At 37.5% G+C, this 19,928-nt stretch carries 19 protein-coding genes; 11 read left to right on the forward strand and 8 right to left on the reverse strand.

The window, feature by feature from the left end:
* From GXW81_RS07250 to GXW81_RS07260, 3 genes are all read left to right on the forward strand, one after another.
* Positions 1 to 355 (forward strand): HU family DNA-binding protein (locus GXW81_RS07250; protein ID WP_161531784.1); only part of this gene is annotated, 355 nt, incomplete at its 5' end.
* 169 nt (positions 356 to 524) lie between these two features.
* On the forward strand, positions 525 to 1,169 hold the full coding sequence (locus tag GXW81_RS07255) for a hypothetical protein (protein ID WP_260393568.1): 645 nt from the start codon (positions 525 to 527) through the stop codon (positions 1,167 to 1,169).
* A 21-nt stretch (positions 1,170 to 1,190) separates the two neighbouring features.
* Entirely contained in the window at positions 1,191 to 2,861 is a 1,671-nt protein-coding gene (locus GXW81_RS07260) for a hypothetical protein (RefSeq protein ID WP_161531785.1), read from the forward strand.
* Between the two features lie 100 nt (positions 2,862 to 2,961).
* On the opposite strand, the gene GXW81_RS07265 is transcribed toward GXW81_RS07260, so the two are convergent.
* Complete coding sequence (locus GXW81_RS07265) at positions 2,962 to 4,122, reverse strand: GlmU family protein (protein WP_161531786.1); 1,161 nt, start codon at positions 4,120 to 4,122, stop codon at positions 2,962 to 2,964.
* A 90-nt stretch (positions 4,123 to 4,212) separates the two neighbouring features.
* Positions 4,213 to 4,467 carry a type B 50S ribosomal protein L31 gene (locus GXW81_RS07270; protein ID WP_004918253.1) on the reverse strand — a complete coding sequence of 85 codons (255 nt, stop codon included), beginning with the start codon at positions 4,465 to 4,467 and terminating at the stop codon, positions 4,213 to 4,215.
* 168 nt (positions 4,468 to 4,635) lie between these two features.
* Between GXW81_RS07270 and GXW81_RS07275 the strand changes: the two genes are divergently transcribed.
* Genes GXW81_RS07275 through GXW81_RS07290 form a run of 4 tightly spaced genes read left to right on the forward strand, consistent with a single transcriptional unit; the run spans position 4,636 to position 8,411 of the window.
* Positions 4,636 to 6,027, forward strand: a complete 1,392-nt coding sequence (locus GXW81_RS07275) for a hypothetical protein (protein WP_161531787.1) — start codon at positions 4,636 to 4,638, stop codon at positions 6,025 to 6,027.
* A gap of 12 nt (positions 6,028 to 6,039) precedes the next feature.
* Positions 6,040 to 6,372 carry a nucleotide pyrophosphohydrolase gene (locus tag GXW81_RS07280; RefSeq protein ID WP_004918256.1) on the forward strand — a complete coding sequence of 111 codons (333 nt, stop codon included), beginning with the start codon at positions 6,040 to 6,042 and terminating at the stop codon, positions 6,370 to 6,372.
* A gap of 1 nt (position 6,373) precedes the next feature.
* The gene (locus GXW81_RS07285) at positions 6,374 to 7,606 is read left to right on the forward strand and encodes a 3-phosphoshikimate 1-carboxyvinyltransferase (protein WP_161531788.1); all 1,233 of its coding nucleotides are present in this window, start codon (positions 6,374 to 6,376) and stop codon (positions 7,604 to 7,606) included.
* A gap of 4 nt (positions 7,607 to 7,610) precedes the next feature.
* Positions 7,611 to 8,411 (forward strand): SDR family oxidoreductase, encoded by an 801-nt coding sequence (locus tag GXW81_RS07290; protein ID WP_161531789.1) that lies wholly within the window; start codon positions 7,611 to 7,613, stop codon positions 8,409 to 8,411.
* Between the two features lie 41 nt (positions 8,412 to 8,452).
* Here the strand turns inward: GXW81_RS07290 and GXW81_RS07295 are convergent, their stop codons facing one another.
* Together GXW81_RS07295 and GXW81_RS07300 are read right to left on the reverse strand one after the other, a co-directional pair.
* Positions 8,453 to 8,782, reverse strand: coding sequence for a 2Fe-2S iron-sulfur cluster-binding protein (locus tag GXW81_RS07295; protein ID WP_161531790.1), 330 nt, complete (start codon positions 8,780 to 8,782; stop codon positions 8,453 to 8,455).
* A gap of 5 nt (positions 8,783 to 8,787) precedes the next feature.
* Positions 8,788 to 9,840, reverse strand: coding sequence for an NAD(P)/FAD-dependent oxidoreductase (locus GXW81_RS07300; RefSeq protein ID WP_013446920.1), 1,053 nt, complete (start codon positions 9,838 to 9,840; stop codon positions 8,788 to 8,790).
* A gap of 137 nt (positions 9,841 to 9,977) precedes the next feature.
* On the opposite strand from GXW81_RS07300, the gene GXW81_RS07305 reads away from it, so the two are divergent.
* The 4 genes from GXW81_RS07305 to GXW81_RS07320 all read left to right on the forward strand — a co-directional run bounded on the left by GXW81_RS07305 (position 9,978) and on the right by GXW81_RS07320 (position 13,114).
* Positions 9,978 to 10,745, forward strand: coding sequence for a DUF3108 domain-containing protein (locus GXW81_RS07305; protein ID WP_185153016.1), 768 nt, complete (start codon positions 9,978 to 9,980; stop codon positions 10,743 to 10,745).
* A 30-nt stretch (positions 10,746 to 10,775) separates the two neighbouring features.
* Positions 10,776 to 11,276 carry a DUF2480 family protein gene (locus GXW81_RS07310; RefSeq protein ID WP_154137569.1) on the forward strand — a complete coding sequence of 167 codons (501 nt, stop codon included), beginning with the start codon at positions 10,776 to 10,778 and terminating at the stop codon, positions 11,274 to 11,276.
* A gap of 47 nt (positions 11,277 to 11,323) precedes the next feature.
* On the forward strand, positions 11,324 to 11,989 hold the full coding sequence (locus GXW81_RS07315) for a DUF937 domain-containing protein (RefSeq protein WP_154137570.1): 666 nt from the start codon (positions 11,324 to 11,326) through the stop codon (positions 11,987 to 11,989).
* Positions 11,990 to 12,139: 150 nt separating this feature from the next.
* The gene (locus tag GXW81_RS07320; RefSeq protein WP_161531791.1) at positions 12,140 to 13,114 is read left to right on the forward strand and encodes a deoxyhypusine synthase family protein; all 975 of its coding nucleotides are present in this window, start codon (positions 12,140 to 12,142) and stop codon (positions 13,112 to 13,114) included.
* Positions 13,115 to 13,394: 280 nt separating this feature from the next.
* On the opposite strand, the gene GXW81_RS07325 is transcribed toward GXW81_RS07320, so the two are convergent.
* The 4 genes from GXW81_RS07325 to GXW81_RS07340 all read right to left on the reverse strand — a co-directional run bounded on the left by GXW81_RS07325 (position 13,395) and on the right by GXW81_RS07340 (position 19,471).
* On the reverse strand, positions 13,395 to 14,228 hold the full coding sequence (locus GXW81_RS07325) for a hypothetical protein (protein ID WP_161531792.1): 834 nt from the start codon (positions 14,226 to 14,228) through the stop codon (positions 13,395 to 13,397).
* 106 nt (positions 14,229 to 14,334) lie between these two features.
* Complete coding sequence (gene katG / locus GXW81_RS07330) at positions 14,335 to 16,557, reverse strand: catalase/peroxidase HPI (protein ID WP_161531793.1); 2,223 nt, start codon at positions 16,555 to 16,557, stop codon at positions 14,335 to 14,337.
* Positions 16,558 to 16,905: 348 nt separating this feature from the next.
* A complete protein-coding gene (locus GXW81_RS07335) occupies positions 16,906 to 17,466 on the reverse strand; it encodes a hypothetical protein (RefSeq protein WP_161531794.1) in 561 nt (186 codons plus the stop codon).
* 91 nt (positions 17,467 to 17,557) lie between these two features.
* Positions 17,558 to 19,471, reverse strand: a complete 1,914-nt coding sequence (locus GXW81_RS07340; protein WP_161531795.1) for an FISUMP domain-containing protein — start codon at positions 19,469 to 19,471, stop codon at positions 17,558 to 17,560.
* Between the last annotated feature and the right edge of the window lie 457 nt (positions 19,472 to 19,928).

The raw sequence follows: 19,928 nt of genomic DNA on the forward strand, positions 1-19,928 counted from the left end.
AGGGCAACCAGGAGTTGCCGGTGGAGGCGAGAAAAAATACTACGCTTCTGCCAATGTAGTCAGTGAAAAAACTTTAGCAGGTCTGACTAAAGACATTGAGAAAATCTCTACCGTGAGTGGAGCGGACATCAGAGCGGTGCTTTATGCTTTGGTAGATGTGATGCAGTCTTCTCTAGCCGAAGGGCAGATTATCCGTTTAGGCGAACTGGGTAGTATGAGGGTGAGCATCAGTAGTGAGGGTAAAGCCAAAGAAGAGGAAGTAACCTCAGCAGCCATTAAAAATGCAAAGGTGGTCTTTACCCCAGGTTCTGACCTGAAAAAGATGCTCGCCACGCTAAGCTACGAAAAACTCTAGCAGAGGGCGACAAAACCGCACGCGTGAAAAAAAAATCCGCAGGCGTGCGGTTGGGCAACCACAGGCGTGAAAATTTAAACGAGACGCCTGCGGTTTTAAGCCCAAAGGAAATCAAGTAAAAAACGGTTACAAGAAAAATAAATTAACAACAATTTTAAAATTAAATTTTATGACAACAAAAATGACAAAATTAAGCGTATTCGCTTTTTTAGGTTTTGGCTTAATGGCTTACGGACAGCAAGGATTGTACGATGGCAAGGTGGGGATTAACACCTCGGAGCCTAATGCCACATTGGAAATTCAAATATCCAATACTAACAAAAGTGGAACTACTAAAGAAGGAATTTTAATCCCCCGTGTTAGTCGTCTAAGAGCTTCTAATATGGGAACTGCTGTTACAGAATCTACATTACTTTATATTGACTCTGTGGCTGATGGTACAGCTTCGGGAACAACGGTTAATGTAGATGCAACGGGCTTCTACTTCTTTAAAGGGGGTGTTTGGGTAAAAATGGGTGCGGGAGCTAGTAGTACAGCAGGAGCATTATTTGGTAATATCAAAGTATTAGCTAATATAACAGAAGATGAGTGGGCAGCGGATGATTTTGCTATTGTATTAACCAACGGTTTAACTAATGCCGCTTTACCAAAAGCAGCCCTAAATAAGGGGAGAATAATTTCTATAAGAAATGCTTCGGCAGGTTTAATAACCTATACTGCAAATGCTCCTAAAAACAATTCTACCATTTCGTTAAATAGAGGACATTTAATACAGTCTGATGGTATCAATTGGTATGTAATCGGAGGATTCTAATCACTTTAAAATTTATAAACAATGAAAAAAAATATTCTTACAATATCTGCTCTACTATTGAGCATTATGGCATTTTCTCAGATAAATGTAGGCTCAGACGCTAATACAACCCCTAATAAAAATGCATTTTTAGATGCTAGTGGTTTTACAGAAACTTCACTTCCTAGTCTTGGAAAGGGACTTAATTTCCCTAGAACCAACCTTACGACTTTTGCCTTTGATATATCAGACTTAGGGCAATATCAGTATTTCAAAACAGGTTTTGATGGTATGGTGGTGTATAACACAGCAACAGGTAAAACAGGAACTAATACCGCAACACAAGGTCAGCAGGTAGATGTAACCCCAGGGTTTTATTATTTTGCTAACCCTAATGCCACAGAAGATACTACGGATGTATCTACTGGTAAATGGGTAAGATTAAGCGATGGCGCTAGCCAAGACGGACAAGAGTGGGTGTATAACCCTACCAACAAAAGAATAGAGTTAAAAAGAAGTGGTACAGCTCCTTTTAATAATACTGTTTTTTATAATAATGCAACTGGGCAGTTTTATAATACAGATTTTACCACATCAGATAATATAGAATATTGGGATGGGGTAAATAAGCAAATGATAACAAAACCGTTTGAGTTTAATGAAGGTCCAAGATTTATATTATCTGCAAAAGCCTCTAAAATAGGAGGATCTACTGAAAATGGGATACGCAGTAAATCATCTTTAAATGCTAATTTAATTTTAGATGGGTCCGATAGTTCTTTACCAAATGTAGTAGATCATAGGACAGGAGTTTCTACCGGAGTTAGTATTTATAAAAATTATAACAATAGCTTTCGTAATGTTATTGGCTTAGGAGGAAATGTTGCTTCATTTGCAAATTCGGGAAGTGTACAACATCTTATAGGGGTAGCAAATGGTATATCAGTTATGCAAGGAAATTTATCTAGTTCTGGTTACGCATTGGCTAACAGAAGTGAATCTTATTGGAATTCTACGGGAGCTGCCAATAGAATTTCAGCTATAGGTCTTTACTCTACTCTGGGAGCTAATGCAGGAAATGTAAATGCTTTAGAGGGTATAAATGGTATTGTTTACGCCGGAGGTACAGGAACCATAAATGAAATGTCTTTTATAAAGGCAGAAACAGGTACATATAATTATTTTACAGGCACATTAGGTAATTTATATGGTTTTAAATATATACATAAACAAGCATCATCATCAAAACCTACTAATATGTATGGGATTTATTTAGACAATGTTAATGATGCTACAGATAATAATTATGCCATTTACACTAATTTGGGAAAAGTACATTTTGGAGATGAGGTTAATGTGGTGGGTTCAATTACAGCAACTTCTATCAAAGGCTCTAACGGGGCTACTATCTTCCCAGACTATGTGTTTCAAAAGTATTATACAGGTACTTCTAGCCTAAAGGCAGATTATAGCTTTAAAACCCTAAGCCAAGTAGAAGATTTTGTAAAGATTAATGGGCATTTGCCAGGGTATCAATCTGCAGAAGCTATCAAAGAGCAAGGTTATATAGACCTTATGGCAACTCAGCTTACCAATGTAGAGAAAATAGAGGAACTTTACTTACACCTTTTAGAAAAGGACAAAGAAGTAAAAGCACTCAAAGCAGAGATTACAGAACTAAAATCTTTAGTAAAAGACCTATTGGCTAAATAAGTTTTAACTCTAGAAGTATTTATTTTAATCAAAAAATCACTTGAGGAATGTATCTTCAAGTGATTTTCATTTTATATAAAAGAGATATTAAATAGTTTGCTTAGTAGTTTTCGTAAATCCATTTAAGGATATTTTGGTCGTCTTCGGAGAAGGTTACATTTCGTCTTTGCATTACTTTTTCAGCAACTTCATAGGCTTTTTTTAGATTAAACTTTTCATCTCCTCTTTGTCCGCCCCAGCTAAAGTTTTCTACCAAGTTAGGTGGAAATCCACTTTTAAAAATATTAGCCGCCACGCCCACAATAGTCCCAGTGTTAAGCTGGGTATTGATAGCCGTTTTTGAGTGGTCGCCCATAATCAGTCCACAGAATTGCAATCCGCTATCTTCAAATTTTTTAGACTGGTAGTTCCATAGCTTTACCGTAGCGTAGTTGTTCTTTAGATTAGAGGAGTTGGTATCCGCTCCAAAATTACACCATTCTCCCACCACGGAATTACCTAAGAAACCATCATGTCCTTTATTAGAGTATCCAAAGAAAATAATGTTGTTTACCTCGCCGCCTATTTTACAATAAGGTCCAATAGTAGTAGCACCGTAGATTTTAGCACCTAGGTTGAAAATAGCATTATTACACAAAGCAATAGGACCTCTTAGATTACAGCCTTCCATTACTTCTGCATTCTTTCCGATGTATATTTTCCCTTTTTGGCAGTTGATGGTAGCGTATTCTATACTAGCACCTTCTTCTATAAAGAGGTTTTCAGGGTTACCTAAAAAGCCGTTGGTTTCAGAAAGAGGTTGAGAGGTTCTTTCTTTGGTAATGAGTTCAAAATCAAAATCTATCGCTTTATCGTTGAATGCGAACAAATCAGACGGTCTTTTAAAAAAGGTAAGATGTTCTGTAATATCTGTCATTTTCTCTATTTGTTTTAGAGAAAAATCTTTCATATTTACTCTTGCCGCTATCAGTTCATCTTCATAAACGAGAGCCTCACCAAGTTTAAGGTCTTTAATTTGGTTTAGTACATTTTCTGTAGGAATAAAGTTAGGAACTAAAAAAAGACTTTCCTCAGCCTGTGGCTTTGGGAATTTATTTTGTAAATAGTCTTCTGTAATATAAGCGGTGTGCTGAATGTCAAGTAGCTTTTGCCATCTTTCAGAAAAAGTAAGTATGCCGCATCTCATTTCAGCGATGGGTCTAGTAAAGGTAAGTGGGAGGAAGTTTCCCCAATATTGAGCGTCAGAAAATATAATTTGCATAGAATTAAAATTTTAATGATGGGCTAATTTAATTAAAAAACCTTCCTAAATCAAATCTAGGAAGGTTTTAAAATATGTTTTGACAAAAAATTAGTTTTTAGCGAATTTTTTGTATTTGTTCATAAACTTATCTACTCTACCAGCAGTATCTACTAATTTTACTTTACCAGTGTAGAATGGGTGAGAAGTAGAAGAAATTTCCATTTTGATTAGTGGATATTCTTGACCTTCGTACTCGATAGTGTCTTTAGTTTCTGCAGTAGATTTGCAAAGAAACATTTCATCGTTACTCATATCTTTGAAAACAACTAATCTATAGTTTTCAGGGTGGATTCCTTTTTTCATTGTGATGATTTTTTAACTTTTTAATTTAATTTTAATAACTAAGCGGTGTAATGGCGTCGCTTTTTTACTATAAATTTTAGACTGCAAAAATAGAGTTTTTTTTTAATTCTGCAAAAACTTTTTTAGAATAAAAATTTCTATCTTTGAAAGGCTTAAATATAAAACGAAATGAAATCAATCCTAGGAGGTATTGTTCTGTTAATGAGTTTATTTTTAGTTTCTTGTAGGCAAGAGATTGCTTTTGAAGAACCTTCTTTACCGTTGAGATTTTCTAAGGACACTTTAGTTTTAGATACCGTTTATCATAACACTCGTTCAGAAACCTATGCCATAAAGGTCTATAACGATGAGGATAAAGATATTAAAATACCTAGAATCCATTTAGAAAAGGGCGGTGCCTCTCCATACCGTATCAATGTAGATGGCAGGGCAGGGACTGATTTTGCAGATGTGGTACTTCGTAGAAAAGACAGCCTTTATATCTTCGTAGAAATAGCTCCAGTGGCAACTACCACGGAAATGGTGGTGGAAGACCAAATTTTGTTTGGTAAGAATGATAGTCAAAAGGTAACGCTACTTTCCGTAGTACAAGATGCAGAGTTTTTTGTTTCAACCAAAGATAACCCTAAAATAATTACAGAAAACACAACTTGGAACTCTACTAAGGCTAAAATTATTTACGGAACTTTACAACTTGCAGAAGGTAAAACGCTCACAATAGAAGAAGGGACTAAAGTCTATTTTTATAAAAATTCGGGACTAAAGATTGCTAAAAATTCCGAGCTGAACATCAATGGGGCTTTCCAAAAGGAAGTTATTATGAGAGGGCATAGGAACGAGGTGAGATACGATACTATTCCTGCAAATTGGGACGGTATAGTACTAGAGCAAGGAGCAAGAGCTAATGTAAACTACGCTAAAATATTCGGTGGAAACACAGGGGTTGAAGCCAACCATGCCGAAGTAAGTTTAAAAAATACCATTATCCATACTTTCCAAGATTATGGGATTAAAGGGATTAACGCTATGGTAAATGCAGAAAATTTAGTGATTAACAACTGTGGCTCGGCTAATATAGGTATCTTTAAAGGTGGAACTTACGATTTGCTACACGCAACATTGGCTAATTATTTCTCATTAAAATCCGTTTATACACCTTTGGGCATAGAGGCTTATAATGAATGGACGGACACAAACGGTCAAAAAGTATATGCACCATTAAATCTTCAACTTAAAAATACCATTGTTTACGGAAGGTCAAATAATGCTATCGTTTTAAAGCCTAGTATAGGGCAAGTTTTTGATTATTCTTTACAAAATTCGTTGGTTAAATATGGTTCGGATTCGGGTTATACTTGGGACGGTAACGCATCGGTGGTTAATTCTATAAAGAATGAAGACCCTCTTTTCGTGAATTATTTTACCTCAAAAATGAATTTAAGACTGCAAGATAAATCACCTGCAAAAGGCAGTGCCAATCTCATTTCGGCTCAGAAAGCACCAAAAGATATTACACAAGTGTCAAGAACTAACAACCCAAGTATAGGGGCATATCAATAATTAATTTTCAAAATGGCTGAAATTCAACAATTACAGAATCAAGTAGATGAATGGATAAAGACTGTGGGTGTTCGTTATTTTAATGAATTAACGAATATGGCTATCTTATCCGAAGAAGTGGGCGAAGTAGCAAGGATTATCGCAAGACGATACGGAGAACAAAGCGAAAAAGAAACAGATAAAACTAAAGATTTGGGTGAAGAATTGGCAGATGTACTTTTTGTAACACTTTGTTTAGCTAACCAAACGGGAGTGGACTTGCAGTCGGCATTTGATAAGAAGATGAAGCTAAAAACCGAACGAGATGCCGAAAGGCACGCTAATAATGAAAAGCTGAAAAAATAGAATGGAGCACCTTTATTTAAAACAATCGGAGCTTTTGGGTAACCGAACCATTAGTATATCAGGTTCTAAAAGTGAATCTAACCGACTTTTGATATTGCAAAGATTATTGGGGAATTTACACATTAACAACCTGTCTAACGCTCAAGATACCCAGCTTTTACAAAAGGCTTTATACTCTAATGATGAGGTGATAGATATTCATCACGCGGGGACGGCAATGCGTTTTTTAACCTCTTACTTTGCTGTCCAAGAAGGAAGAACTACCATATTGACAGGTTCAGACAGAATGAAACAACGTCCCATTGCTCCACTTGTGGAGGCTTTAAAGAGTTTGGGTGCAGAAATTACTTATCTTGAAAAAGAAGGTTGTCCACCATTAAAGATTGTAGGGAAGAAACTATATAAGAATGAAGTTTCTATTTCGGCGGAGGTTTCGTCTCAGTTTATCAGTTCGTTGTTATTGGTAGCTGGTTTTCTAGAAAAAGGGTTGAAAATAGCTTTACTTGGGAACATCACTTCTCGTCCTTATTTAGAAATGACTTTAAAGATGCTTTCTGATTTAGGCATTGAAACCGAATTTGAAGGTCAAACTATCGAAGTCAAACCATTAAAAAAAGAACTTGCAATAGACAACAAGGAATATACGGTAGAAAGCGACTGGAGTTCGGCGTCTTATTTTTATTCATTGGTGGCTATTGGGAAGAAACAGGTGGCTTTAGAAAGTTTTAAGGAAGCCTCTATGCAGGGCGATAAGGCTTTAGTAAAGATTTATAGGAACTTTTTTGGAGTAGAAACTCAATTTCAAGATGGAGAACGCTTAGTTTTAACACCTATAAAAGATTTTAAACAGCCTCAAAAAATCAATTTGAATATGAATGATTGTCCTGATATTGCTCAAACCGTTTGTGTAACGGCGGCGGCATTGGGTATTCCTTTTGAAATTAAAGGTTTAGCCACGCTTAAAGTGAAGGAAACGGATAGGCTAGTCGCTCTCAAAAACGAACTGTTAAAGATAGGCTTAGAAACGGAAATTACTGAAGACTCCATCAAAGGTGTGAGGTTTTTCCAAGTGGAAGAAATACCTTGTATTAAAACCTATCACGACCATCGTATGGCGATGAGTTTTGCGCCGTATGCGTTGGTGGGAGATATACAAATAGAAGACCCAAGTGTAGTAGAAAAATCGTATCCTTGTTTTTGGGAAGATTTTAAAACATTATCAAAAGAAAAGTAAAAGTATGGCAAAGCATAAAGTTATGGTAATTACAGGAACTTCTACTGGGATAGGGTTCTGTTTAGCAGAATATTTTGGTAAGAAAGGCTATGCTGTTTATGGGTTGAGTAGAAAAACAGTGGAGAGTTCTTATTTTACTTCCATCGCAACAGATATTACCGAAAACGAGCAAGTTAAGTCAGCTATAAATCACATCTTATCAAAAGAAAAAGCGATAGATATTCTCATCAATAATGCGGGTATGGGTATGGTAGGAGCGGTAGAAGATGCGTCTAAAGAAGATATACATAAACTCTTTAATCTTAATTTGGTGGGAGCAGCTCAGATGATGACCGCAGTAATGCCAAGTATGAGGGAGCAAAAAGAAGGTGCTATCATCAATATTTCTAGCATAGGGAGCGAGATGGGCTTGCCTTTTAGAGGATTTTATTCTGCCTCAAAATCTGCTTTGGATAAAGTGACGGAAGCGATGAGGTACGAAGTTTCCGAATGGAGTGTCAAAGTGTGTTCTTTGCATTTAGGCGACATCAAGACTAATATTGCCAATCACAGAGTGCAATCTCAAGTATCGGAGCCGTACAAAAATACTTTCGATAAAGTTTACCAAGTGATGAACGCTCATGTGGACGACGGCACAGAGCCTATAAAAGTAGCTGAATATATAGAAAATCTTTTGACTAAAAAACAATGGAAAGCCCACTATTATTTTGGTAAGTTGGGGCAGAAGATAGGCGTACCTCTAAAATGGCTATTGCCACAAAACTTCTACGAAAAACTGATGAGAAAGTATAATCAAATGGATTAAATAAAAAAAGAGGCAATTTATGATGCCTCTTTTTTATTTTTCTAAGAATAAGGTGCTATTTCCACCTCTAAGCCATCTATCTCTTCCGTTATATGGATTTGGCAGCCTAGACGCGAGTTTTCCTTAACATCAAAAGCTTCGGAAAGCATTGCTTCTTCCTCATCGCCTTTTTTAGGTAGAGGCACATCATTAAGAATATAAACCTGACAAGACGCACACATCGCCATTCCGCCACATACACTTACAGTACCTTCCTCTGCCAATTCGTAAGCTCTTATCACCTCCATAAGGTTCATAGACATATCTGTGGGAGCTACTATGTCGTGCTGTACACCCTCTCTATCAGTAATTTTTAGTTGAATATCAGCCATAATTTTTAGTCTATTTTTTTAACAACGGCTTTCTCTGCCTCTTTTCTACTGCCATCAAACCCATCAACACCGCTCACGGTAGTGTATTTTAGCACATATTTCTTACCAGGATTAAGCCTGTTGTAAACGCTTTGGCACATTAAAGTTGCCTCATGGAAGCCACATAAAATCAGTTTTAGTTTACCAGGATAAGTATTGATATCACCAATAGCATAAATACCTTCTCTATTGGTTTGGTAGTCTAGAGCGTTATTTACTTTTATAGAGTTTTTCTCTATTTCTAGTCCCCAATCAGCGATAGGACCGAGTTTTGGTGTAAGTCCAAAAAGAGGAATGAAATAATCTGTCTCTATTTCCGTTTTTTCACCCTCACGCTCTATCACAATACTTTCTAAAGTATTAGAACCTTTAAGCTCTACCACTTCTGCAGGTGTAACAAGGTTAATTTTACCTTGGTTTTTCAGCTCTTGTACTTTTTCTACAGAATCTAAGGCTCCTCTAAATTCATTTCGTCTGTGTACCAAAGTAACCTCTTTAGCTACATTAGACAAAAAGATACTCCAATCCAAAGCAGAATCTCCGCCCCCTGCAATTACAATTTTTTTATCTCTAAAAACTTCTGGGTCTTTTACAAAATACTCCACACCATTTTCCTCATATTTTTCTAAGTTTTCTAGAAGAGGTTTTCTCGGTTCAAAAGTACCTAACCCTCCTGCTATTGCTACTGCTTTGGCACGGTGTACTGTTCCTTTATTGGTAATTACTTCAAACCATTCATCATCTATTTTTTCTAGACTTACAGCAGTTTCTGCTAGAGTAAACCCTGGTTGAAATTGTTTAATCTGTTCCATTAAATTATCCACCAACTCTCCCGCATTTACAGACGGATAACCTGGTATATCAAAAATAGGTTTCTTAGGATAAAGTTCAGCTAATTGTCCACCAGGTTGTGGCAAAGCGTCTATGATGTGGCATTTGAGTTTTAACAATCCTGCTTCAAAAACGGCAAAAAGCCCCGTAGGTCCTGCTCCTATAATGAGTAAATCTGTAGTAATCATAATATGTAAAAAACTTTGGAATTAAATTATATATCTTTGCAAAAGTACTAATTTTGTTGAAACTACATCGTAACTTTAGTTACATAAACCATAATGTTATGGGGTGAGTTGGCAAAGTATTTGTAAATTTTAAAAGTATGAAAAAGATATTATATTTAATGACTCTTGTAATTTCGGCAGGTTTGTGGTCGCAAATTACCAATATTAAGTCTGGAGAAACTTTAACTTATAGAATTCATTATGGAATATTAAACGCAGGTTATGCTACACTTAATATTAAGGAGACAACCTATAAAGGTGAACCTCATTATTATGTAAAAGGAACAGGTAAAACCACGGGAGCTGTAAGGGCTTTCTTCAAGGTAGAAGACCTTTATGAAAGCTATATCAATATCAGCACTGCGTTACCTAGCTTCTATGTGCGAAATGTGCAAGAGGGTAGTTATAGACAGCATTTAGAAACGGTTTTTAATCATTCCAACCAAACACTTATTTTAACCGATAAGAAAACACCGTCTAATGGTTCTAAAACTCTAAAATCAGTCAAAGGTATACAAGATATGCTTTCTGCTTTCTATTACTTAAGAAGTAGAGATAATTCTGCATTAAAAGTAGGAACAAGCATAAAAATGAATGTATGGATTGATGATGAAATGTTTCCTTTCCAGTTGAGAGTTACGGGTGTAGAAACCAAAAGAACTAAATTTGGTAAGGTAGAATGTCTTAAAATTATCCCTTCGGTAATGAGTGGACGAGTATTTAAAGACCAAGAAGGAGTAACAATGTGGGTAACAAACGATGCTAATCATATCCCCGTGGAACTAAAAGCGGAGCTTGCAGTAGGTTCTTTAAAAGCAAGTCTAGACGACTACAAAAATGTAAAGTATAATATCAATTTTAAATAATTGATGGGCTAAATTCATTTTATAAAAGCAATGTCAGAGATTAAAAATAAAGTCGCAGAAAGCGGATTAGTTAATTTTGATTTATCTTCTTTAGTCCCTAAAGGGAAAAGGTTAGGGATAGATTTGAAGCCATTTTTATTCCAAGAGTTGGTTCTTAAAGAAAAAGATTTCAGAGAAAAAGTGAAGGGGCTAGAGTTAGATTCATATAAAGATGCTTATGTTTACATCTATAACTCTGCGGAAGCCATTGTCCCTTTGTGGGCTTATTTTTTAATTGCATCTCAATTATCTGGAATTGCTAAGAAGGTAATTTATGGTGATAAAGATGAGTTAGAGTTACTCATTATGCATCAAGCTCTAAATGATTATGATTTTTCTAATCTAAAAGATAAAAGAGTTTTAGTAAAAGGTTGTACAGATGAAAATATTCCAGAAAATGCTTATATTGAGTTAGTTGAAAAATTAAAGCCAATTGTTAAATCTTTGATGTTTGGGGAAGCTTGCAGTAATGTACCTATATTTAAAAATTAGGAATGGTTTTTGATAGGTTACAAAACAACATAAAAATTTAAATTAAAATGAGTTTATTAGACCTTATCACAGGAAACCCAGGAACACAAGTAGCAGAAAAAGCAGAATCAAAGTTTGGAATTAGCAAAAGTCAAATTATGGCTTTATTGGTGGTAGCAACGCCACTAGTAATTTCTTACCTTAGAAATAAATCTAAAGATGAAAAAGAGGCAGAAGCACTTAATAATGCTTTAGAAAAAGACCATGATGGTAGTATATTAGATGATGTAAGTCAGGTAGAAAATAGACAAGAGGAAGGTAATAGCATTCTAAGTCACATTTTTGGAGATAAAAAATCAACTGTAGAAAATCAGCTTTCTCAAAATACAGGGATTTCTATGGATAAAATAGGACCTTTGATGGCGATGTTAGCTCCTGTTATTATGGGATATATAGGAAAACAAAAGAGAGAAAATAATGTAACTTCAGGAGGAGGACTTTCGGACTTACTAGGAGGTATTTTAGGACAAGGTTCTCAGGAAGCACAACAAGGAGGTGGAGGTAATCCTCTTACAGATTTACTCGGAAGTGTTCTAGGTGGTGGACAATCACAACAAGGAGGCGGTAATCCGCTCAATGATATTTTAGGAAGTGTCTTAGGTGGAGGAGACAACAAACAACAAAGTGGAGGACTAGGTGGTCTATTAGGTGGATTGTTTGGTGGTAGCAAGTAACAAATACTAACAATTTGATTTTTACCAATCAATAATTGTGGTAATAAGATAAAAAAGTCGAAGTTTATACTTCGGCTTTTTACTTTTAAGTAAATGAGATTAGATAGGTATAAATCTAAAAATCCTTATATTTGCGATAAATAAAAAATTATGAGTAAACCGATTACTGAATTTATAGAAAAATACTATTTACACTTTAATGCTGCTGCATTAGTAGATGCTTCTAAAGGTTATGTAGCACACCTAAAAGATGGTGGTAAAATGATGATTACCTTAGCGGGAGCAATGTCTACCGCAGAGATGGGTAAGATTCTAGCAGAAATGATAAGACAAGATAAAGTTCAAATCATTTCTTGTACAGGAGCTAATTTAGAGGAGGATTTGATGAATCTGGTAGCACATTCTCATTACGAGAGAGTGCCTAATTATAGAGATTTAACACCTCAGCAAGAGTGGGATTTATTAGAGAGAGGTCTTAACCGTGTAACGGATACTTGTATTCCAGAAGAGGAAGCCTTCAGAAGACTTCAAAAACACATTGTAGAAATTTGGAAAGATGCAGAAGCTAAAGGAGAAAGATATTTCCCTCACGAGTATATGTATAAAATGCTACTATCTGGTGTACTTGAGCAGTATTATGAAATACCTAAAGAGAACTCATGGATGTTAGCGGCTGCTGAGAAAAATTTACCTATCGTTGTACCAGGTTGGGAAGATTCTACAATGGGGAACATCTTTGCTAGCTACTGTATCAAAGGAGAATTAAACCCTTCTACGATGAAATCAGGGATAGAGTATATGACTTATCTAGCTGATTGGTACACTAAAAACTGTGGTGGTAAGGGAGTTGGTTTCTTCCAAATTGGAGGAGGTATTGCGGGAGATTTCCCTATCTGTGTGGTACCAATGCTTTATCAAGATATGGAAATGCACGATATTCCGTTTTGGTCTTATTTCTGCCAAATATCAGATTCAACCACTTCTTACGGTTCATACTCTGGGGCAGTACCAAATGAGAAAATCACTTGGGGTAAATTAGATATAGACACACCTAAATTTATCGTGGAAAGTGATGCTACGATTTGTGCACCTCTAATGTTCCAATATGTGTTAGAAAATTCGTAGGAAATAAAGTTGATATATAATTTTTGGAAGAGTTGGGTTTAATCTATATGATTGAACTCAATTTTTTTTAATAATGTGATGGTGCGTGAGGGATAGAGGCGGTATCCTTTTTCTTTTTTGGGATTGGGCTTTGGTGTTGAAAAAAAGAAAAAGATATAGCCGAAAGCCCGACGGCGAGGCACTAGCTTTGGGGTTAGGGAGCCGGCATGCCCTAATTATTTTAGACAAAAATCGCCTCCAAATGATGAAGGCGATTTTTTTACGTCAATATGGTTTTAGATTATTTATTATACTCTATTGTAATGGTACTTGTTTTCTTAAAGCTCCCATCCTCTTGTTTGTGTAAAATATCTTTTTTAAGAGGGAAATTAAGGGTATTGTACTCATTCTGGTGTTTATATTCTGAAAGATTATTCGTGTAGGAAGATTTGTACTCTTCACTAGATGCGATGATATTATGAGGCACCGAAAGTTGCTCTCCTCTAAAAGAGCTATAGCTTAACTTGTCAAGACCTGTTACATTTTTAAAAGCGGCATTTTTAGTATCATAAACATAAGTAGCTTCATGTGTCGATTGGTAAGACTTACTAGTATCTAAAGAATGAATTACCTGTTTATTAGCATCCAAAGTAAAAACAATAGTCCCCTCACTTGTATTACTGCTACCACTATAAGTGTTGGTTTGTGTGTAATTAGCCGTTACTTTATTCCCAGAAATAGTATAGTTACAAGTACGTGTATAGATAGTATTCTCACCAACATACTCTTCAACTTCTTTAATCAGATTCCCCTGATTATCGTATGTAAATGTATAAGTGCTTTCGGGATCTGATATTTTGGTAATTAAATCCCCTTGGTATGTAATCGTAGTGACATCTGTAGACTGACTACCGTCTTGACTTGTTTCTAAATAGGTGATTTTTGAAAGTTTATTACCTGAATAATCCAGCCTAACATCTGACTGTAAATGAAAAGTACCTTGCTCATCGTAATAGCCACTTTTCATTTTAATAGGTAGAACCGACTGTTCAACAGGCGTTTCCTCTAGTCTGTCATTGTTATTACACGCTACAAAAGTAGCCATAGCTACAAAAGGGAGAATAAGTTTTTTCATTTTAATTTAATTTTATAGATTACAGACGCAAAAATACGACTTTTTTCAAAAAAATACCCCTTTATTCATGATGAGTAAAGGGGTATTTTTTGTTAAATAAATTTTATTATTTCAAATCAAAGCGATCCGCATTCATTACTTTTGCCCATGCTTTTACGAAGTCTTTTACAAACTTTTCTCTGTTGTCGTCTTGGGCATAAACTTCTGCGTAAGCCCTCAAAATAGAGTTAGAGCCAAACACCAAATCTACACGAGTGGCAGTAAATTTGGTAACGCCTGTTTTTCTATCCACAATGTTGTAAAGATTGCTTCCTGCTGGCTTCCAAGCGTAATTCATATCGGTGAGGTTTATAAAGAAATCGTTGGTTAGTACGCCTTCTCTATGAGTAAATACACCGTGTTTTGTGTCACCATAGTTAGTGCCTAGTACTCGCATACCACCCACTAAAGCTGTCATTTCCGGTGCAGTAAGCCCCATAAGTTGAGCTCGATCTAGTAGCATTTCTTCTGGCGTTACGGCATATTCTTTTTTTACCCAGTTTCTGAAACCATCGTGTAGTGGTTCTAGTGGTTCAAAAGATTCTACATCGGTCATTTCTTGTGTAGCGTCTCCTCTTCCTGCATAGAATGGAACTTCTACTTCAACACCAGCTTCTTTTGCTGCTTGTTCTACGGCAGCACTTCCTCCTAGTACGATGAGGTCTGCTAAACTGATTTTTTTGGCTAAAGTTGATTGGAATTGCGTTAAAGCATTTAATACTTTATTTAACCTCTCTGGTTCGTTGCCTTCCCAGTTTCTTTGTGGCTCAAGGCGGATTCTTGCTCCGTTAGCCCCTCCTCTAAAGTCTGAACCTCTGAAAGTTCTTGCTGAATCCCACGCTGTATTGATAAGCTCGGTGCGAGTTAAACCTATTTGAAGAATTTTTTCTTTTAATTCTTTAACTTCTGCATCGGTGAGTGTGTAATCTACCGTTGGGATTGGGTCTTGCCAAATTAAATCTTCTTGAGGCACATCTGCTCCCAAATAACGACTCTTAGGTCCTAAATCTCTGTGTGTTAATTTGAACCACGCCCTCGCAAATACTTCTGAGAAATAAGCAGGGTCTTGATGGAATTTTTCCGAAATCTTGCGGTATTCAGGGTCTATTTTAAGTGCCATATCCGCATCGGTCATCATTGGGTTTCTCTTTACGCTTGGGTTAGACGCATCTACAGGCATATCCTCCTCTGCAATATTGATAGGTTCCCATTGCCACGCTCCAGCTGGACTTTTCCTAAGTTCCCATTCGTATTTGAAAAGTAAATCAAAAAATCCATTATCCCACTGAGTTGGGTGAGTCGTCCAAGAACCTTCTAAACCACTGGTTACTACATTGGCTGCTTTTCCGTCCCAGTGAGGATTGTTCCACCCAAAGCCTTGCTCGTCTATATTAGCTCCTTCTGGACTTTCACCTAAAAGAGCAGCATTTCCGTTTCCGTGGGCTTTCCCTACGGTATGTCCTCCAGCAGTAAGTGCAACCGTTTCCTCATCGTTCATTGCCATACGCTTAAAAGTGGTACGCATATCTCTTGCTGTTTTTAGAGGGTCTGGCTTGCCGTCTACACCTTCTGGGTTTACATATATTAAGCCCATTTGCACAGCCGCTAACGGATTTTCTAAACTATCACGGTTTTCATCAGACTCATATCTGTTTTCTGTTGCGGCTAACCACTCTTTTTCAGAACCCCAATAAATGTCTTTCTCTGGGTGCCAAATATCCTCTCTACCACCTGCAAAGCCGAATGTCTTTAAGCCCATAGACTCGTAAGCCATATTTCCTGCTAAAATCATAAGGTCTGCCCAAGAAAGTTTGTTACCGTATTTCTTTTTGATAGGCCAAAGTAAACGGCGAGCTTTATCTAAATTGGCATTATCTGGCCAAGAGTTAAGCGGGGCAAATCTTTGGTTTCCGTTGTTTCCGCCACCTCTACCGTCTGCAATTCTGTAAGTACCTGCGGCGTGCCACGCCATACGAATCATAAGTCCCCCATAGTGTCCCCAGTCTGCAGGCCACCAATCTTGGCTTTCGGTCATTAGGTTTTTAAGATCGGTTTTTACGGCTTCTAAATCTAATTTTTTAAATTCTTCGGCGTAATTGAAATCTTCTCCTAAAGGATTAGTTTTAGTATCGTGCTGATGTAGAATGTCTAAATTAAGTGCTTTTGGCCACCACTCCATTACAGAGTCTCCCATTTCGGTATTTGCTCCGTGTGCTACGGGACATTTTCCTGTTGATTTTGGTTGTTCTTGTTGTCCATGTGGAAACGGACATTTTCCTGTGTTTTCCATATTTTTTTGTATTATTTTAATGAGTTATTGATGCAAAGGTAACGGAATATTTTAATTTATAAAAACAATTAAATTTATAATAATGATAGATTTTATAAATTAAACTATAACTTCTACAGTAATGCAAGAATTGAGCCTTTTATTTGGATTTAACTTTATTTTAATATTAAGTTTTCTTTTTTAAGTGCACCGCTATAAGGTCGCTATAAGTTCTCTATAAGCTAGGAGGGTGGTTTTGTTTTTAGGTTTTGGGCTGGTTTATTTGTTATACTTTTATTACCAACTAAAAAAAAGGCAGACCTTAACGGTCTGCCTTTTTGCTGGTGGGCTTTGTGTTTTTGCCCTGCTTTATAGTAGGGTTTCTTGCTCTACAAGGTTGGCTGGGGTATCTGTGGCTCTGATGATGATTTTGTCCCCCGATAGCTCCTCATTGTTGGCTTTGGCGGTATATACCCAGTCTAGCCCCTTTAGCGTGGCGGTGCCTTCTTCTACCAAACTGCCGTCTTGATTGTAGATGTGTACGCTTACTTGCTCTACTTTGTAGTCGTCATACACTTGTACTTTTATAAGGTCTCCTTTTTTGCCCGTGTAACTAGAAAGGTCTATTTTTTCTATTTTGGGAGCGTTTAGGAGGTCTGCTACGGCTATATTATAAGAGGTAATGCCATCTTTTTTAGCGGCTTCTGTGGCGTAAGCCTCCTTTAAACTAGGGTCTAGTAGTGCGTTTTTGGCATATAGTACTGCTTTTTGGAACTTCTGCTGGTGCTCTAGCTGCTTGGTTGAGTTTCTGTCTGTCTTTTGTGGCACTTTAGACACTATGGTTTTGCCATTTCTTTGGCTAAAGATAATAAGGTCTCCCACCTTGCCACTAAGCCCATGGGTAATAATGTTGTTTTTGCTTTCTGCCATAATTGTTTAGTTTTTTAGGTTATACTTTAGTTTATTTATCTTATATATAAGGTGGGTGTTTTACCCTTTTGTTTTTTTGAGCTAAGCCCACTTAGTTGTCTTTAATGCAGCGGACGCTAAAGCCATACGCACGAAAGCTGCGGTAGCCCGCGTAGCTACTGCCACTATTGAACCATAGGTACCACGTGTAGTTGCTATCGTACTGCTCGCTGCTCCACAGCCAAACGTAGTTACTCTGAAGGCTGAGCGTGGCATCGTCGGCGTTTTGCTGACCACTGGCGGGCAGGCGGAGCAACTGCTCGTTCCACATCGCTGAAGAAGAAGAATAACTATTACCTAAACTTTGTCCTGTAATGGCATTATGTAAAGCCACCTGCTCCGCGTGAGTAGGAACATGATAACCCACAGGACAAGGATTGTTAGAACCATTCATCTGCCATAAATTATGAGGGCCTGATTGGTTGGTTGAACTATTTACCCATGAAGCCCCTGAATTATTGTAAGGAATAAACTTATTAGTCCCAGCGTTAGTCCAAGATGAGGATACAGAACCAGAACCTGAGTATTTAGGTGTGCCACTTGTAGCATTTGTCCAAGTGATGAGTTCGTGCCCATCAGGGTTACGCTGCCATTGGAACAATGAACCGTACGCCCGCCAGTCTTTTTTAATCTGCTCGGCAGTAGGGGTAGAAAGCAGTTCTGCGGTGGCAGTTTTTGTATAATCTAAAGCCCCAGCTTGACGCGTTGGGTTAAACCATTGAGAACCTACGCGAGCATACTCCGCCCCAAGGTTGTTGTTAAGCCAAGTTTTTCCATCTGGTCCTTGGATAGGAAGATAGATAAACTGGTGTTCTTTTTCTGTAGTTGAACCATAACCCACACAGTCAAAAGTGGTCTTACCAAAACAACGGTCAGGAATACCGCCAATGCCTTTAAGCACTACACTATACTGCTGTCCGTTAAGCGTGTAAGGTATGGTGGCAATAATGTACTCTTGCTCTGGTGGTAACATTTTTACGAGATACTCCCCATCGCCTCCACCAACAGTAATGGTCGCCTCTAAATCCCCATTAACGCCAAAGTTCCCTGCAGGAATTGTGAGTGTTAGGGTATTGGTATCATTACCCTCACCTAATGCGGTGGTTATGGTTTGAGAGGTTACGGCATTATAAGAACCACTACCATTGGTATAAGGAATTTTTACAATGAGTTTATCTGTGGTATTGTTGATTTTACCTTGAACCTCTGTTTTTGGGGTCGTCCCATCATAAGTAAGCGATACTACATACGCAGTCTTCGGTGAGGTAATGGTGGCAGAGCCTAGACCTACTTGGGTCTGTTGGTCGGCTTGTGCCCCGAGTTTGCTAAAATTAGCCGTCAAAGTGCCTGTTTCGGGTGTGCCACTCATGATGTAAGTTAATAATGCTGCCTGACCCGAAGCTAAATTAACGGTATTATTTCCAAAACAATTACCCCCAGTACCCGAAGGCAGTAGCGTCCAACTACAACCAGTAATGCTAATGCTGGCGTTGCCATTCTGAATACTTACCGCATCGGCAAATGAAGAATTAACGCTACTAAACGAATTGTTTTCTAACTTAAATTTGACTTTATTGGTAGCGGTAAGCGGAACACCACCCACATAAGAGCCCTCAAACCCTTGAGGGGTTACCGCTACGCTTTGGGCTTTGCTACTCCCTACATCGGGCAAACATGCCCATTGGTAGACACCTCCCAAAATGCCTCTATAAATCTCAATGCACTCTTTGTCGGTATTGTAAATCATCGTGCCTTTTTTAGGGTTGGTAAAGGTAGAACGCTCGGTAGTGCTAAACTCTGGAAACAATACGCCCTGCGTATGACCACTTGGGAGTGTATTTAATTCTTTCTTGGAAATATCTAGAGTGGCTTGTGGCTCTTTGGTATTGATGCCCACTCTGCCGCTGTAATCTTGGGCGTTCAGCACTAAAGGCAGAAACACCACACATAATAAAATCTTTTTCATAAGGTTTAATATTTAAAGGGTTATAGATATTAGAGGTTAGATATTGGGTATTAGAGGTTGGAGGTTCGGTTTAAGGATTGGTGAGGCTATACTAAGTTCTAAACTCTTATATCTCGCCTCTAGCCTTAAAAAACACCTCCCTCCTCTCAACACACACAAAACGAGGAGGAAGGCTAAGACAGAAAGGGCAAAATACCCCTTCTGTACGCTAGAAACCCCTAACCAAAACAACAAATTAAACTTATGAACTAAGGAGGCTTCTAGCAGATATTTATGAAAACAAAACTTGGCGTATGCTAAACGCAAAATACCCCCAACCAGTGTTGGGGGAGTGCTATTTATCAACAATAAAAGTCTAAAAAATTTTCTAGATAATACGACGCATACCCACGAAACTATTTGTGTGTGTGTGTGTGTGTGTGTGTGTGTGTGTGTGTGTGTGTGTGTGTGTGTGTGT

The sequence above is a fragment of the Riemerella anatipestifer genome, from assembly GCF_009932355.1.
Taxonomy (GTDB): Bacteria; Bacteroidota; Bacteroidia; order Flavobacteriales; family Weeksellaceae; genus Riemerella; species Riemerella anatipestifer_E.